The 14,332-nt window shown below is 45.8% G+C and carries 8 protein-coding genes; 4 read left to right on the forward strand and 4 right to left on the reverse strand.

What is annotated here, in order from left to right:
• Positions 1–12: 12 nt before the first annotated feature.
• From BN3769_RS08790 to BN3769_RS08805, 4 genes are all read left to right on the forward strand, one after another.
• Positions 13–459 carry a hypothetical protein gene (locus BN3769_RS08790; protein ID WP_068469677.1) on the forward strand — a complete coding sequence of 149 codons (447 nt, stop codon included), beginning with the start codon at positions 13–15 and terminating at the stop codon, positions 457–459.
• Positions 460–735: 276 nt separating this feature from the next.
• Positions 736–993, forward strand: a complete 258-nt coding sequence (locus BN3769_RS15050; protein WP_068469679.1) for a KGG domain-containing protein — start codon at positions 736–738, stop codon at positions 991–993.
• A gap of 110 nt (positions 994–1,103) precedes the next feature.
• Positions 1,104–1,721 carry an outer membrane protein gene (locus BN3769_RS08800; RefSeq protein ID WP_068469682.1) on the forward strand — a complete coding sequence of 206 codons (618 nt, stop codon included), beginning with the start codon at positions 1,104–1,106 and terminating at the stop codon, positions 1,719–1,721.
• A 199-nt stretch (positions 1,722–1,920) separates the two neighbouring features.
• The gene (locus tag BN3769_RS08805; RefSeq protein WP_068469684.1) at positions 1,921–2,385 is read left to right on the forward strand and encodes a hypothetical protein; all 465 of its coding nucleotides are present in this window, start codon (positions 1,921–1,923) and stop codon (positions 2,383–2,385) included.
• A gap of 97 nt (positions 2,386–2,482) precedes the next feature.
• Here BN3769_RS08805 and BN3769_RS08810 read toward each other — a convergent pair whose 3' ends face one another.
• The 4 genes from BN3769_RS08810 to rpoB form a co-directional block, all read right to left on the reverse strand.
• Entirely contained in the window at positions 2,483–3,838 is a 1,356-nt protein-coding gene (locus BN3769_RS08810) for an MORN repeat-containing protein (protein ID WP_068469686.1), read from the reverse strand.
• A gap of 282 nt (positions 3,839–4,120) precedes the next feature.
• The gene (locus tag BN3769_RS08815; RefSeq protein WP_068469688.1) at positions 4,121–5,500 is read right to left on the reverse strand and encodes an MORN repeat-containing protein; all 1,380 of its coding nucleotides are present in this window, start codon (positions 5,498–5,500) and stop codon (positions 4,121–4,123) included.
• A gap of 400 nt (positions 5,501–5,900) precedes the next feature.
• Positions 5,901–10,085 (reverse strand): DNA-directed RNA polymerase subunit beta', encoded by a 4,185-nt coding sequence (gene rpoC / locus BN3769_RS08820; protein ID WP_068469690.1) that lies wholly within the window; start codon positions 10,083–10,085, stop codon positions 5,901–5,903.
• Positions 10,086–10,391: 306 nt separating this feature from the next.
• On the reverse strand, positions 10,392–14,156 hold the full coding sequence (gene rpoB, locus BN3769_RS08825; protein ID WP_228840661.1) for a DNA-directed RNA polymerase subunit beta: 3,765 nt from the start codon (positions 14,154–14,156) through the stop codon (positions 10,392–10,394).
• Positions 14,157–14,332 lie beyond the last annotated feature (176 nt).

Consider the following 14,332-nt stretch of genomic DNA (forward strand, 5'->3'; position numbering starts at 1 on the left):
ATAAGGATAAATATGAATCCCATTACCTCTCATCCATGCCAACACCATTCTTCGGAAGAATGTCAAACCAATATCCGGCTCATTCAAACAGAATGGCAAGAAAAAAACATTCTATTAATTCTTCCCAGCGAGTATCCGGCTATAGAAACGTGCGAAAAGCTACATAAAGAGCCTTTATTTAGCGGCATTCTTGTATTGGACAATTTTGGCGATAAGCTGCCTAAAATAATTGAATTTAAGCTAATTAGACGAGATACGCCCATTAAGGTCATCAAAGAAAATGTTTGCAATTACTTAAGTAAAAAGACTTCCGATCTTGCTTTGGCTCTTTTTCCTACATCCGCCGCCTTAAAAAATGAGGATGACCTTTTTAATACCTTAAACTTTCACGGCCTAGGAGGCGAAGTCATTCATCTGCGCAATCTATCTCAGAGAAATCCAGAAGAAAGTTTTAAGTAAGAGGGAGGGGCAATTTTTATTGGATTGATTTAGGAGCTCTCTATTTTACCGAGGCACATTCAGAAAGTAATTGGAATTGACCTCGGTATTTTTCTCTTTTCTGCTTGCTATTCATTTCCATATTTCATAAATCAAAAAAAGATGAGGCATTCATCCGTCTCCTTCGAGTTCCGAAATTTGCTTCTTTTATTTCAACTCTTGGACACTCCTCAGACAACCCGCACTATAATCTCTTGTCATCTGTCGCTGTGGTATTCAAAAAACAAGGAGTTGACTATGGCAACAAGAGGAAGTTATTCAAACCGCCAAAGAACCGGCCAAAAAGCGAGTAGAGCAGTCTCTTCTAAGTATGGCACGGACCTTTATCGCTCTCGAGGCCGGTCCCAAATGAGCCGCCAAGAGGCTGGCCGTAAAGGGGGGTTGATTGTGGCTTCCAAATACGGTCCGGATTTTTATCGAGAGATAGGAGCGAAAGGCGGCCATGCGCGCAAAGGAAGCAAGCGATTGGAGTCGTTCATTGAGGGACAAAGTTAAAATGACCTCCTCGCGCTAAATGCCGAGCTCCAAATTCTCTTCGCAATTATCTCTTTTTGAGTTAAGATGATTTTTTTTAACTCAAATACGCCTTAACTGTTGAAGGGATAATGAAAAAATTCATTTTTATTTGTTTGCTCGTAATGGGAAGTTTATTCACTCATTTTGCCCATGCCCTCCTCTTCGATAGCCTAGGCAAAGGCGTATATGCCGGCGTCCGCGGAGGAGTCTGCTTCTCCGAAAGACAATCTCATTCGCATGCCACTTTTAAATTTGAACCAGGCTATTACCTTGGCGGCGCAATCGGCTACCAACTTTGCTATCTTCGATTTGAAGGAGAAGTCAATTATCAACGGACAGCGTTAGATACCGTCAAATTGGGATTCCATAACCCCCGCATCCATGGCGCCACTTCCACTTGGTCCTGCATGGGCAACGGACTGTTCTATTTGCCTGTCTACCTTTTTGTACAGCCCTATATTGGAGCTGGCATCGGATATGCGCATACTCATACGCATTGGAACTATAAGAGCACCGACTCTTGGATTTTTGGCTATGCCAAGCGTAAACATGACTCTACTCAGAATGGACTGGCCGGACAACTCATCGTCGGACTCTCTTATCCTCTTCTTTGCGATACAGACTTGGGACTAGAATACCGCTATTTTAGACAAGATAAAGATGTGAAAACTCATCGATTGGGATTAACATTCAACCTCGTCTTCTAAAAGAATGTCTTAAAACTGCTAATGACCTAAAAGAGATTCTAACAAATCCCTTTCTTCTTATCTCTTGTTAATTAATACAGCAACTTCAAACTTATTATTAACTATCTAATTAATAATAAATAAATAATTTATTTCATTTTAATAAAAATTAATGTAAAATAAAATACCAATTAAAAAAAACAACAAACAAGAGGTGATTATGATTAACTACTTAGTAGCTAGACAAATTGATTTATGGGGAGAATATCTTTCCAATAAGATTGAAAATAAAGATATTAAAAATATTCTTTCTACTATTTTCAAAGTCTCCCAAGCCGTTGCAGCTATGAGTGTTTTTACTCTTGCGGGAGCAGCCATCAGTCCTGTCGGAGCCTCTGTTGGTTTTGGAGTAGGATGTGCTTTAGTCGGCATGCATCTTGGCGCTGGCGTATTGCGTCCTTTTGTGACCTCTCGGGATGTATTGCAAAAAATTGATACGCTTGATCAATTTGCAAGCCTTGCGACTAAAACGGCGAATGCAATTGGCGTGACGATGATTGCCTCTGGAGCAGGCATCGGGCCTCTGGCTACTGCTGTAGTTGGGCTTGTGATGGCTTTATCTAGCGTTACTGTATACAACGACTCGGCTGCTAAATCTTACACAAATCGCGCTTTAGTATTCTAAGCCTCCAAAAGACTGCCGAAAATCTTAGATTTAGGCTCTAAATATCATCCTAATAGTGATATTTAGAGCCCTCATTGCTATTTTAACATTGCCTATCTTATTGCCGCGGGGGCAGAGATCCATTCTGACTAGGAGCTTTTTGCTTAGCAAAAGTGAGGATGACTGATCCCGGGATGCTGTTCGCGCTCACTTCTCCCTGTTCGGTATTTCCATTGGGATCCTCAAGAGTCCATTTACCTATAATTTTGCCATTCTCAAAATCGGCTTCCAACTTTTTGCCGTTGGCATAAAAGAGAAAACCTTTGCCATGCGGCTTACAATTATCAATTTCCCCTTCATACCTATCGCCATTGGGATATTCAATGCTTCCTAATCCTTCCATTCTTCCTTCATTGAAAAATCCCTGCAGCTTTATTCCTTGGAAAGTCGTAATCATGCCAGAACCATGGGCTTTGCCATTCTCCATATTTCCCGTATACTTAGTGCCATTACTATAAATAATCGTTCCTACAGGGGGAAAATTTCCATTTTCAAAAATTCCTTCAAGGACTATTTCTTGTAAAGGGATTGAAATTCGGCCAAATCCGTGAAAGCGTCCTTTGTCAAATCCGCCCTCATACGTCCTTCCTGCCAAAGTTGTCAGCTTTCCTTGACCATGCGGTTTCCAATCCTGAACGTCTCCTTCATAGGTATTTCCATTGGATTCTTTGATGGTTCCTTGCTCAAAATTTCCTTGTTTAAAGGACCCGTTGAACATTTTGCCATCCTGGCGAATCCAAGTCCCCTCACCATACGGTTTCAAATTGCGAATTTCCCCTTCATAGGTATCTCCTTCCGGATATTTAATGGTTCCTTTGCCTTCAAGGTTGCCCTGTTTAAAGATGCCTTTAAACATTTTGCCATCCTGGTGAATCCAGATTCCGTTTCCTTCCAGTTTATTATTGACAATTGTTCCTATTACGCACTCTCCATTTTTGAGAAGTTCGATTTGAGAAAAACTGACATCAGGAAAGATGTTCCTTGCCTTCAAAATTCTTTCTGCAATCTTTTCCATCTGATCATCATCTGGAGTATGCGAATGAATAATAGAAGGAGCTGGAGTAGCTGGCATAGCCGCCATATAAACAGGTTGATTGAAATAGAAAGGCTGCATGGAGACGGAAAATGGGGGCATTTGTTGGGAAGGAAAACTCAACGTTTGATTGGCGATTGGGGGAATAGGAAAAGGAGAGGCATTCATTTCAGGTGAAAAGAAAATGTTAGGAAATAAGCTTCTAAGAGGCGGTAATATATTTCCATTTGGCGGAATATTTGCCTGTTGAAAGCCAAGTGCCTGCTGAGCGACTGCTACAGTTGGCGGAGGAGCGTCCCTCTTTTCTCTTTGAGGAGGAGGATTTGGGTTTGAAGACAAGTGATAATTTACGCCAGAAACAGATTGAAAAGAATAAGACATAAACACTCCTCTTAAATTGTTATAAAGCTATAAATAGCGTAATAATACTATTTAGATATCGAATTGTTCACAATAAAAATACATTCCAAATTAGTAAACAAAAATTTTACAACTTAAAAATCTAACGAATTAAGAACAGATTTTCTTTGTTTAGAAGCCGCATTCCATCCATAACAACCTATTATTTAACCTAGATTCGAGATGATTTTTAATCTAGGCGTGCCCTTAGGAGAAAAGGACGCGCCCTCGAATCTAGGTCATCAACCGTTTTAGGACAGCTACTTAAGATCGGTGGTATAAAGAAACAGGTAGGTCGTTCTCAAATTTGCCTTCATAGCGCTTGCCATTCCTGCATGTCAAGATGCCCTGGCCATTCGCCATGCGATCGGCCACCTCGCCTTCATAGCGATCTCCATTGAGATATTCAATGGTTGCCGTGTTGCCTTGAAGGCTGCCGTCCACAAAATGTCCCTTCAACTTAATTCCGTTGATATAAGTAAATATTCCCTCGCCATGAGCTTGGCAATCTCTGGTCTCTCCTTCATATTGATCCCCATTTGAAAAGTAGATTCTGTCTATTTTCTCTATTTTTCCCTGCTTGAATGTCCCCTGGAATTTAGATTGGTTGGCTTTTATGAGCATGCCATACCCATTTGGCTGGACTTTCGTGAAATCCTCCATTTTGGAAACATCTCCTATATAGAGATCTCCGTTCTCTAAATGAATCGTTCTGCTCATGAGAAATTTTTCATTTTCAAAGACGCCGCTTCTCTTGATCTTCGCCTGATTATTAGAAGTGAAATGCCCTTTAAAGCCATTATCTTCTTGAAATATTCCTTCGTAGACTTCCCCGGATCTGGTCATGAGCTTTCCTTTGCCTCTCGCCTCTCCCTTGATGAGAAGCCCAATGTAAATATTGCCATTGGGAAGCTTCATTGTCCCATTCCCTGTCAATATTCCAAGATGTCCATACGGAAAATTGCCCGTATAGATTTTCCCATTCATGCAAATCCATGTGCCTTTGTCTTGCGGTTTCCAATCGACAATTTTTCCTACGTAAATTGTTCCATCCGCAAACTTAATGACACCCGATTGCGCTATTCCCCTGCGGAATTGCCCTTCATATCTTATCCCGTTCCTGCAGAAAACCTCTTGACCCTCCAGCTCGCCCGCTATCACGCCTCCACTTACCTCATTCCCCTCACCTGCCTGCTCTATGGCCGCCTGATTGTCATTCATTGTATGAAAAAGAGGCCGCGCCAGCTCTACTACGGGATGCCTGATTTCTTGCTGATTAAGCATTTGCCTCTTGCCCGCGGGATCTGCTTCCTCTTCTTCCTCAAGCCCCCGCTTTTTCATGGAACTCTGCGGCACGCTTTGAGGAAAGCCCAGCACTTGTTGAGCAACAAAGGGAATAGGCAGGGAATAGCAACTTGGACTAATCGGAGGAATAAAAGCTAGATGGCCAGGAAAAAATAAAGCATTTCCCGGCATAGGAATAGTGGGTCTGCCGAATGCTGAATCTTTTTGAAAATCAATCGCTTGTAAAGCAATATTTGTAACAGACGATGGCCCTGCCGCCTGCCTTTGTTGAGAAAATAAAGTTTGTATAGGAATTAAAGAACGATTCCCATTAGACGCATTAATATTATTATCATGCATATATATTCCTTGTAATAAATATTTATATCAAACAATTCAAACACAAAAGAGCCGATAATTATATATTCAATTGAATTATTGACAATAAATTTCAAATAAATCTGTGCTTATTTTATTTAATTATTAGATTCAACAAGGAATAAAGCTTATATCAATTCCAATCAAAGATTTTTTCAGAATTTTAATAAGCAAATAAAGGAGGGAAAAAGGGCGAACGGCTAGATGTGCTTAGGAGGCCATTCGTTTTCTTTATCTTTGGGCTTTCCGCATTCTGCGCAAGAATAAATTAAGTGAACCATCTACTGTCTACTTTGTAAAGGATGCCTTTAAGCGCATGCTCGAATTGGAATTTTAATTAAAATTGAGCACAGGCTGCGATTAAGCAGCCTGTGCAGACAAATTACTCAGCGAGAGCAGGTTCGTCTTCGAAGTTGAAAACGAGTTCTTCTTCTTGCTCGCTGTCGACAAACTTCTTGACGCGTTTGTGGTGTTCAAAGCCCGTTCCACCTGGGATGATGTGTCCCATGATGACGTTTTCTTTGAAGCCCATGAGGTAGTCTGTCTTACCGGCGCATGCCGCTTCTGTCAAGACACGGGTAGTATCTTGGAAGGACGCTGCCGAAATGAAAGATTCCGTGCTCAAGGATGCCTTAGTAATACCCAACAAGACAGGCGTTGCTTGGGCCGCTTTTCCGCCTTCCTTGCTGACTTTAAGGTTTTCTTGTTCGAATGCCTTCTTATCGACTTCCTCGCCATACAGCAAGCTTGTATCGCCTGGATCGATGACGCGGACTTTCTTCAGCATCTGGCGGACGATAATTTCGATGTGCTTATCGTTAATATCAACCCCTTGCAGACGGTAAACTTCTTGTACCTGGTTGACCAAGTACTTCTGCAGTTCGCGCACGCCGCAGATATCGAGGATTTCGTGCGGAATGACTAAGCCGTCTGTCAGCTGCTGTCCTTTTACCACGTGGTCACCGCGCTGAACGATCAAGTGTTTTGTATGAGGAATGAGGTGCTCTTCTTCCATTCCCGTCATTTCGTCGCGTACAACGACAATGCGCTTGTTCTTCTGAACGCCGCGGAAGTCCACGACACCGTCGATCTTGGCGATCTCGGCCGAATCTTTCGGCTTGCGCGCTTCAAATAACTCGGCTACGCGTGGCAGACCGCCCGTGATGTCCTTCGTCTTGATGGCACTACGTGGCAGACGTGCAAGCATCTTACCGGCTGTCGCATATTCGCCTTCTTCAACGGAGATAATCGCTCCGGCTGGCAGAGGATAGGTTCCAACCAGCTCTTCGCAGGCTTGGTCGGCATAAATGGCAATCTGTGGATGCAATTCGCCTCTATGCTGCTTAACGATCAGCTCAGCCTGGCCTGTTTGCTTGTTGACATCGCGTTCGGTTGACAAGCCTTCGACCAAGTCTTCGTAGCGGACGTAACCTGGGCGGTCGCAGATAATTGGAATGCTGTGCTGTTCCCACTCGGCGATACGCATGCCTGGCTTCACTCTAGATCCATCTTCGAGCAGAATCTTTGTTCCCAACTCGACGTTGAATGACTGCAGAGGTTCAATCGACTTTGTCGCCAACAACTTCTTGTACTCATCCAGCGAACGGCCTTCATCACGCACGATGTTCAAGCGTCCGTTCTTGTTCAATGCCACCCATGGACCTTCTTCGGTCTTAACGGTACGCAAGTCAGTATAAACGAGAAGTCCGTCATCATCGGCCACAATTTCTGGGCTGATGCCCGCAGACGCGATACCACCCAAGTGGAATGTACGCATCGTTAACTGTGTTCCGGGTTCACCGATCGACTGAGCAGCAATAATACCGACGGCTTCGCCCATGCTGACAGGACGGCTATTGGCCAAGTTAATGCCATAGCACTTCGCGCAAACGCCGCGGCGTGTTTCGCAAGTCAGAACCGAACGGATCCGGATGCTTTCAATACCGGAGTCATCGATGGCTTCCGCTTGCAGAACAGTAAGCGTATCTCCGCTCTTTGCCAGCAGTTTCGTGCTATCGCCCGGCTGATAGATGTCTTCGCAAACCGTACGGCCGAAGATACGATCTTTCAGAGGCAGGAGCTCTTCCTGTCCTTGCTTAACGGCTGATACGTCAATACCGTTCAGCGTGCCGCAGTCCTCTTCCGTAATGATTACATCTTGCGCAACGTCGACCAAACGACGAGTCAAGTAACCGGAGTCCGCTGTTTTAAGAGCGGTATCCGCCAACCCTTTACGCGCACCGTGGGAGGAAATGGAGAATTCGATAACCGATAGACCTTCCCTAAAGTTGGACGTAATCGGAGATTCGATAATATCTCCCGATGGCTTCGCCATCAGACCGCGCAACGCACCCAGCTGTCTGATCTGAGATTTGTTACCCCGCGCACCGGAGTCCATCATCAAGTACAAGGGGTTCATCGCGCTGTCTTTGACTTCGCTGATCAACTTAAAGAGCTCTTCAGAGAGAACGTCCGACACTTCTGTCCAGATACTGATCGTCTTAGAATAGCGCTCGCCCTCTGTGATGATACCGTCCTCGTATTGCTTTCTGACTAAAGCCACACGCTCGTGGGCGTCTTTCAAGATTCTTTCCTTGATCGGCGGAATCTTCACGTCGCACACACCCATGGACAGCGCAGACTTTGTCGCTTCCGCAAAGCCCAAGCTCTTCAGATTGTCTAAGAAACGGACTGTTCCTTCCAAGCCGGCTTTCTTGTAGCACTGCATGACCAACTCGCCCATTTTCTTCTTAGGCAAGCTATAGTTCTGGAAGCCGAGCTCTTTTGGCACAATCGTATTGAAGACAACGCGGCCTGGGGTGGTTTCGATAATTCCGTTTTCGGTACGCAGCTTAATCTTCTCATGGATGCGCAAGCCGCGGTTGTAGTCATAGCGGTTTTCGCCATTGGGGCTCTTCTTGCCGGCCTCGAACCAATTATAGCTTCCGCTCGCTTGAAGGGCTAAAAGCACCTCTTGGCTGTCGCGGAACACGCGCGTCTTCAAGCCGTGGTCTTCGCGGATATACAGCGGATCGAGCATCAAATAGTACAATCCCAACGTCATATCCTGAGAAGGAACCGCAACAGGCTTGCCGGAAGAAGGCAAGAAGATGTTGTCCGGAGCCATCATCAGCAACTTCGCTTCGAGCTGCGCTTCGATCGAGAGAGGAACGTATACGGCCATCTGGTCGCCGTCGAAGTCCGCGTTGAACGCCGAGCAGACGAGAGGATGGATACGGATCGCTTTACCTTCGATCAGAACAGGTTCAAATGCTTGGATACCCAAGCGGTGAAGCGTAGGCGCACGGTTCAGGAGGACAGGGTGACCTTTAATGATGTCTTCCAAAACGTCCCACACCTCAGGCGCGTGGCGCTGAATCATTTTCTTAGCGGAACGGATGGTGTACACATAGCCGAGGTCTTTCAAGCGCTTGACAATGAAGGGCTCGAATAGCTCAAGGGCCATCAATTTGGGCAGACCGCACTGGTTGAACTTCAGCTCAGGACCAACGATAATGACCGAACGGCCGGAGTAGTCCACACGTTTACCGAGCAGGTTTTGACGGAAGCGGCCTTGCTTGCCCTTCAGCATTTCAGACAAAGACTTCAGCGGACGGTTGCCGGCGCCCATGACAGGATGGCCATGACGGCCGTTGTCAAACAACGCATCGACAGCCTCTTGCAACATGCGCTTTTCATTGCGCACAATGACTTCCGGTGTCTTCAGCTTTAAAATGGCTTTCAAACGATTATTACGGTTGATCACGCGACGGTACAGGTCGTTCAAGTCGGAAGTTGCAAAGCGGCCGCCATCGAGAGGAACCAATGGACGCAGATCCGGTGGAATGACAGGCACGCAAGACATGACCATCCAATCCGGCTTGTTGTCGGAAGAGACGAAGCTTTCAATGATTTTTAAACGCTTTGCCAACTTCATACGCGCTTGCTGAGACTTCGTCTTGCGCAATTTCTCTTTCAGGTCAACGAGCTGTGATTGCAAGTCTTCTGCCGCCAGCAAATCGCGGATCGCTTCGCCGCCCATTTTGGCAACGAAGGCATCGCGTCCCCATTTTTCTTGCGCTTCGCGGTATTCTGTATCGTTAAGCAGCTGTTTTTTCTCCAAGTCCGTCTGGCCTGGATCGATGACCACATACTCTTCGTAATAAATGACGCGCTCGAGATCGGCAGACGTCATTCCCAAGACATTACCGATACGGGAAGGCATGGTTTTGAAGAACCAAATGTGGACAACAGGCACAGCCAGATCAATGTGGGCCATGCGCTCGCGTCGGACTTTTGATAAAGTCACTTCTACGCCGCAGCGGTCGCAGACAATCCCTTTGTGCTTAATTTTCTTATATTTTCCGCATGCGCACTCCCAGTCACGAGTAGGTCCAAAGATTTTTTCGCAGAAGAGACCGCCTTTCTCGGGCTTGAAGGTTCGATAGTTGATTGTTTCAGGCTTCTTGATTTCTCCGCGGGACCACTCATTACGTATGACATCGTCAGAGGCAATCTTGATGGTTAACTTATCAAATTGCCCATCGTGCTGATTTCTTTCAGACATTTATGTCTCCTAACAATTTTGTTAAATTTTTAAGCTATCTAGGCATGCCTTCAAAATGCTAACGCCCTAGATCGGAGTGCTTTTGCCCTCAGTGAAACTTTGAGCCAGGGACAATATGGATGTCATATTGCCTCAACTCAACAACTTCACCCTGGGCAAACTAATCTCGAAGCTAGGATGCTAGCATTTTGAAGACATGCCCTAATCAGACAGACTATTTTTTTAGTCGGAAAGAAGACACTCGCTGCCTAGTTGATCAGCGAGTGCCTTCCTTTTTCAGTTTCGATGGTCGATTGTCTGTTCAGATTATTGTTCGTCAACAGCTTCTGTGTAGACGTTCAAGCCAAGACCTTGCATTTCCTTGATCAAGACGTTAAAGGACTCTGGCGTACCAGACTTGAGGAGGTTCTCCCCTTTAACGATTGATTCGTAAATGCGTGTACGTCCTGCAACGTCGTCTGACTTCACGGTCAGAAGTTCTTGCAGAAGGTGAGCGGCTCCATAGGCTTCAGCAGCCCATACTTCCATCTCCCCGAAACGCTGTCCACCCATCTGAGCTTTACCGCCCAATGGCTGCTGGGTAACAAGCGAGTAAGGACCAACGGCGCGAGCATGGATCTTATCTGCTACTAAATGACTTAACTTCAGCATATAGATATAGCCAACCACGACGCTGTTATCAAAGCGTTCGCCTGTGCATCCGTCATATAGGAAGAACTTGCCGTCTCCTGGCAGACCTGCTTTTCTCATCATTTCCCAAATCTTTTCTTCCGGGAAACCTTCGAATACAGGGCTCTTGACATGGATGCCGGTGCTTGCGGCGGCTATGCCCAAATGCGTTTCAAATAACTGACCCATGTTCATACGAGACGGTACGCCCAATGGGTTGAGGATAATTTCAATTGGCTGTCCTGTCGATAAGAAAGGCATATCTGCTTCCGGAACAATTTTGGAGACAACCCCTTTGTTTCCGTGGCGTCCGGCCATTTTATCGCCGACTTGCAGTTTACGCTTAGAAGCGACATAGACTTTCACTTGGCGGATGACGCCTGGATCCAGATCTGTATCCCCTTTGCGCATAAACTCTAACTGCGTTTTGTATTGCGTTTCGACGGTTTGCAAAGCAATCTCGTAGTCATGCAGCGTTTGCTTAAGCGTATTGTAAATATCATTTTCGGGCATTAAGAGATCTTCAACGTTTTCCTTCTCCAATGCTTCGATCATGTCTTGCGTGATCAGATTGCCTTCTTCAATAATAATCTCAGCTGTTCGGCGGTGAATAATATTGCCAGGTGCAATCTCGTTCAATAAAAGCGCACCGACACGTTCGTGCTTTTCTGTACGCAATTCCGCTTGCTTAGCTTTGTATTCACGCTGAATGTCTTTCAGCTTAGAGGCCTCCTCTACCAATTCATCATCTGTTTTAGATAAACGGTCGCGGCGGCTGAATACCTTAACATCCATGACCACGCCTTCGGTTCCGGGAGGGGCAACCAAAGAAGCGTCTTTGACATCGGATGCCTTGTCTCCGAAGATGGCACGCAGCAAGCGCTCTTCGGGAGCCAATTCAGTCTCTGATTTAGGCGTAATCTTACCGACTAAGATATCGCCTGGCTTCACTTCAGCGCCAATGCGGATAATCCCGTCATCGCCCAAGTTGCGCAAGGTCTCTTCCGATACATTCGGAATATCGCGCGTAATTTCTTCCTTTCCAAGCTTCGTATCGCGGGCTGTCAGCTCGAACTCTTCGATATAAATCGATGTATAGTAGTCTTCGCGCAGCAGCTTTTCGGAAATGATGATGGCGTCTTCGTAGTTGTATCCGAACCAAGGCATGAAGGCTACGAGAACGTTTCTTCCAAGCGCTACCTCGCCTTTGTCTGTCGCTGGACCGTCAGCCAGAACGTCCCCGGCCTTGATTTTATCGCCAACATGGCAAAGCGGTCTTTGGTTGATGCATGTTCCGGCGTTCGAACGAATAAACTTCTTCAAATAGTATGTTTTCTTTTCCAAACGGTTGTCATCTGGAGAAATGACAATCTTCAAGCCATCGACATATTCAACCACGCCGTCTTCTTGCGCAATCAATACGGCACCCGAGTCGCGGGCCGCTCTTGCTTCCAGACCAGTTCCGACAATCGGAGCTGTTGGCTTTAAGAGAGGAACGCCTTGGCGCTGCATGTTGGATCCCATCAAAGCACGGTTCGCATCGTCATGCTCCAAGAACGGAATCAATCCAGTTACGATCGAAACCAGCTGCTTAGGCGAAACGTCCATATGCGTGACATTCTTCGTGTCCGTTTCAAATTGCTCGCCACGGTAGCGCGCCCAGCAAATAGGCTCAACGAACATATTATATTCATCAAGCGGGGCGGAAGCCTGCGCAATAACGCACTGCTCTTCTTGGTCTGCTGTCATGTATTCGATTTCGTCCGTCACAACGCCGTCTCGCACCATGCGGTAAGGCGTTTCAATGAATCCGAATTCGTTGATCTTGGCGAAAGAAGAGAGAGAAGAAATCAAACCGATGTTCGGTCCTTCGGGCGTCTCGATCGGGCAAATACGGCCATAATGGCTGGTATGCACGTCGCGCACCTCAAATCCCGCACGGTCGCGGTTCAAGCCGCCAGGTCCCAAGGAAGACAAACGACGCTTGTGCGTCAGCTCTGCTACCGGGTTTGTTTGGTCCATGAACTGAGACAGCTGGGAGCGACCGAAAAAGTCCTTCAACACTCCGGATAATCCCTTCGCGGACACGATTTTTCCAGGAGTCAGCGTATCGGAGGAGAAATCGAATAGGTTCATGCGCTCGCGGATGATTTTCTCCATGCGGGCCAGACCGATGCGGCATTGGTTCTGAATCAATTCACCGACAGAACGCACGCGGCGGTTGCCCAAGTGGTCGATATCGTCGATAGAGGACTCTTCGCTTCCGCTCTTCAATTTAATCAAATACTTTAAAGCCCCGATCACATCTTCTTTATTCAATGTAACCGTCTGTAGCGTTTCATCGTTCACTTCAAAACCAAGCTTGCTATTCAACTTATAGCGGCCCACACGGCCTAAGTTATAGCGCTTAGGATCGAAGAACAAGCGCATCATCGCAGAACGGGCATTGGACAAGGTCGCAGGTTCGCCTGGTCGGATTTTGCGGTAAAAATCTTTCAAAGCCGATTCATAAGAATCGGTCGGATCTTTGGCCAGCATCTTAATGATCGGACTGGTCTCATCCGCATCTTCTGCGATGCGAATCACGTCAATGCCTGCATCCATGATGCGCTTCAACATGGCAGTCGTCAGCTTTTCGGATGCCTTACCAAAGACAAGCCCAGAATCTTCATCAATGACATCCTGTGCCAGAATCTTTCCAACCAGCTTGGCAAATTCCTTCTCATTCTTAATCTTGTATTTGCGGGTCGTAAAGAATTCTTCGATGATATCGCTATTGGAAGAGTAACCTAAGGCACGAATGAAGGTCGTCGCTAAAATCTTACGGCGGCGCTTCTTGCGGTCAATATAGATATGGATCAGGTCGTTGGTATCAAAAGCTCCCTCAAGCCAACTTCCTCGATAAGGAATAATGCGGAAAGAGTAAATGACGTTACCGCGGGAGTGGCGTTCTTGCTCAAAGCAAATACCTGGGGAACGGTGCAGCTGGGAAACAACGACGCGCTCAGCTCCGTTAATAATAAAGGTCCCCTTGTCTGTCATGACAGGGATCGTTCCCATGTAAACTTCTTCTTCTTTAATCCCGGTCTCATCTGTGAGGCGGAACTTTACTTTTAGGGTCACATTATAAGTAATCCCACGGCGAATGCATTCTTCGGGGCTATACTTAGGGACGCCTAAATTGTATGACAGAAATTCTAAAATCGTTTTCTCGTCATAGGATTTAATGGGGAAAATTTCAGTAAAAACCTCTTGCAAACCAATATTTTCCCTTTCATCAGGAAACTTATCTGCTTGAAGAAATTGATTGTATGACTTAATCTGAATTTCTATCAGATTTGGAAGATCAATGATTTCTTCCTTATCAATAAAACTCTCGCGTTGTGGCGGCCTTTGCAACATTATGAAGGACTCCTACTATGGCTTTACTTGAGACGAATAGATATAATGGACTCGATATTTTTCTAAATGGCTGCTCGCTTGATTCATAAAATACCGATGTTAGTTAAATTTTCGCCAATTCCCCTTCCCTAAACGATGTCTAGAAAGCAGGGTTGCCAAAAATTCACAGTTTTACA

The organism is Candidatus Protochlamydia phocaeensis (genome assembly GCF_001545115.1).
Taxonomy (GTDB): domain Bacteria; phylum Chlamydiota; class Chlamydiia; order Chlamydiales; family Parachlamydiaceae; genus Protochlamydia_A; species Protochlamydia_A phocaeensis.

What these genes read in the sequence shown, in the direction of transcription:
- BN3769_RS08790 (WP_068469677.1), top strand. Translation starts at nt 13, where the DNA reads ATGAATCCCATTACCTCTCATCCATGCCAACACCATTCTTCGGAAGAA.
- BN3769_RS15050 (WP_068469679.1), top strand. Translation starts at nt 736, where the DNA reads ATGGCAACAAGAGGAAGTTATTCAAACCGCCAAAGAACCGGCCAAAAA.
- BN3769_RS08800 (WP_068469682.1), top strand. Translation starts at nt 1,104, where the DNA reads ATGAAAAAATTCATTTTTATTTGTTTGCTCGTAATGGGAAGTTTATTC.
- BN3769_RS08805 (WP_068469684.1), top strand. Translation starts at nt 1,921, where the DNA reads ATGATTAACTACTTAGTAGCTAGACAAATTGATTTATGGGGAGAATAT.
- BN3769_RS08810 (WP_068469686.1), bottom strand. Translation starts at nt 3,838, where the DNA reads ATGTCTTATTCTTTTCAATCTGTTTCTGGCGTAAATTATCACTTGTCT.
- BN3769_RS08815 (WP_068469688.1), bottom strand. Translation starts at nt 5,500, where the DNA reads ATGCATGATAATAATATTAATGCGTCTAATGGGAATCGTTCTTTAATT.
- rpoC (WP_068469690.1), bottom strand. Translation starts at nt 10,085, where the DNA reads ATGTCTGAAAGAAATCAGCACGATGGGCAATTTGATAAGTTAACCATC.
- rpoB (WP_228840661.1), bottom strand. Translation starts at nt 14,156, where the DNA reads ATGTTGCAAAGGCCGCCACAACGCGAGAGTTTTATTGATAAGGAAGAA.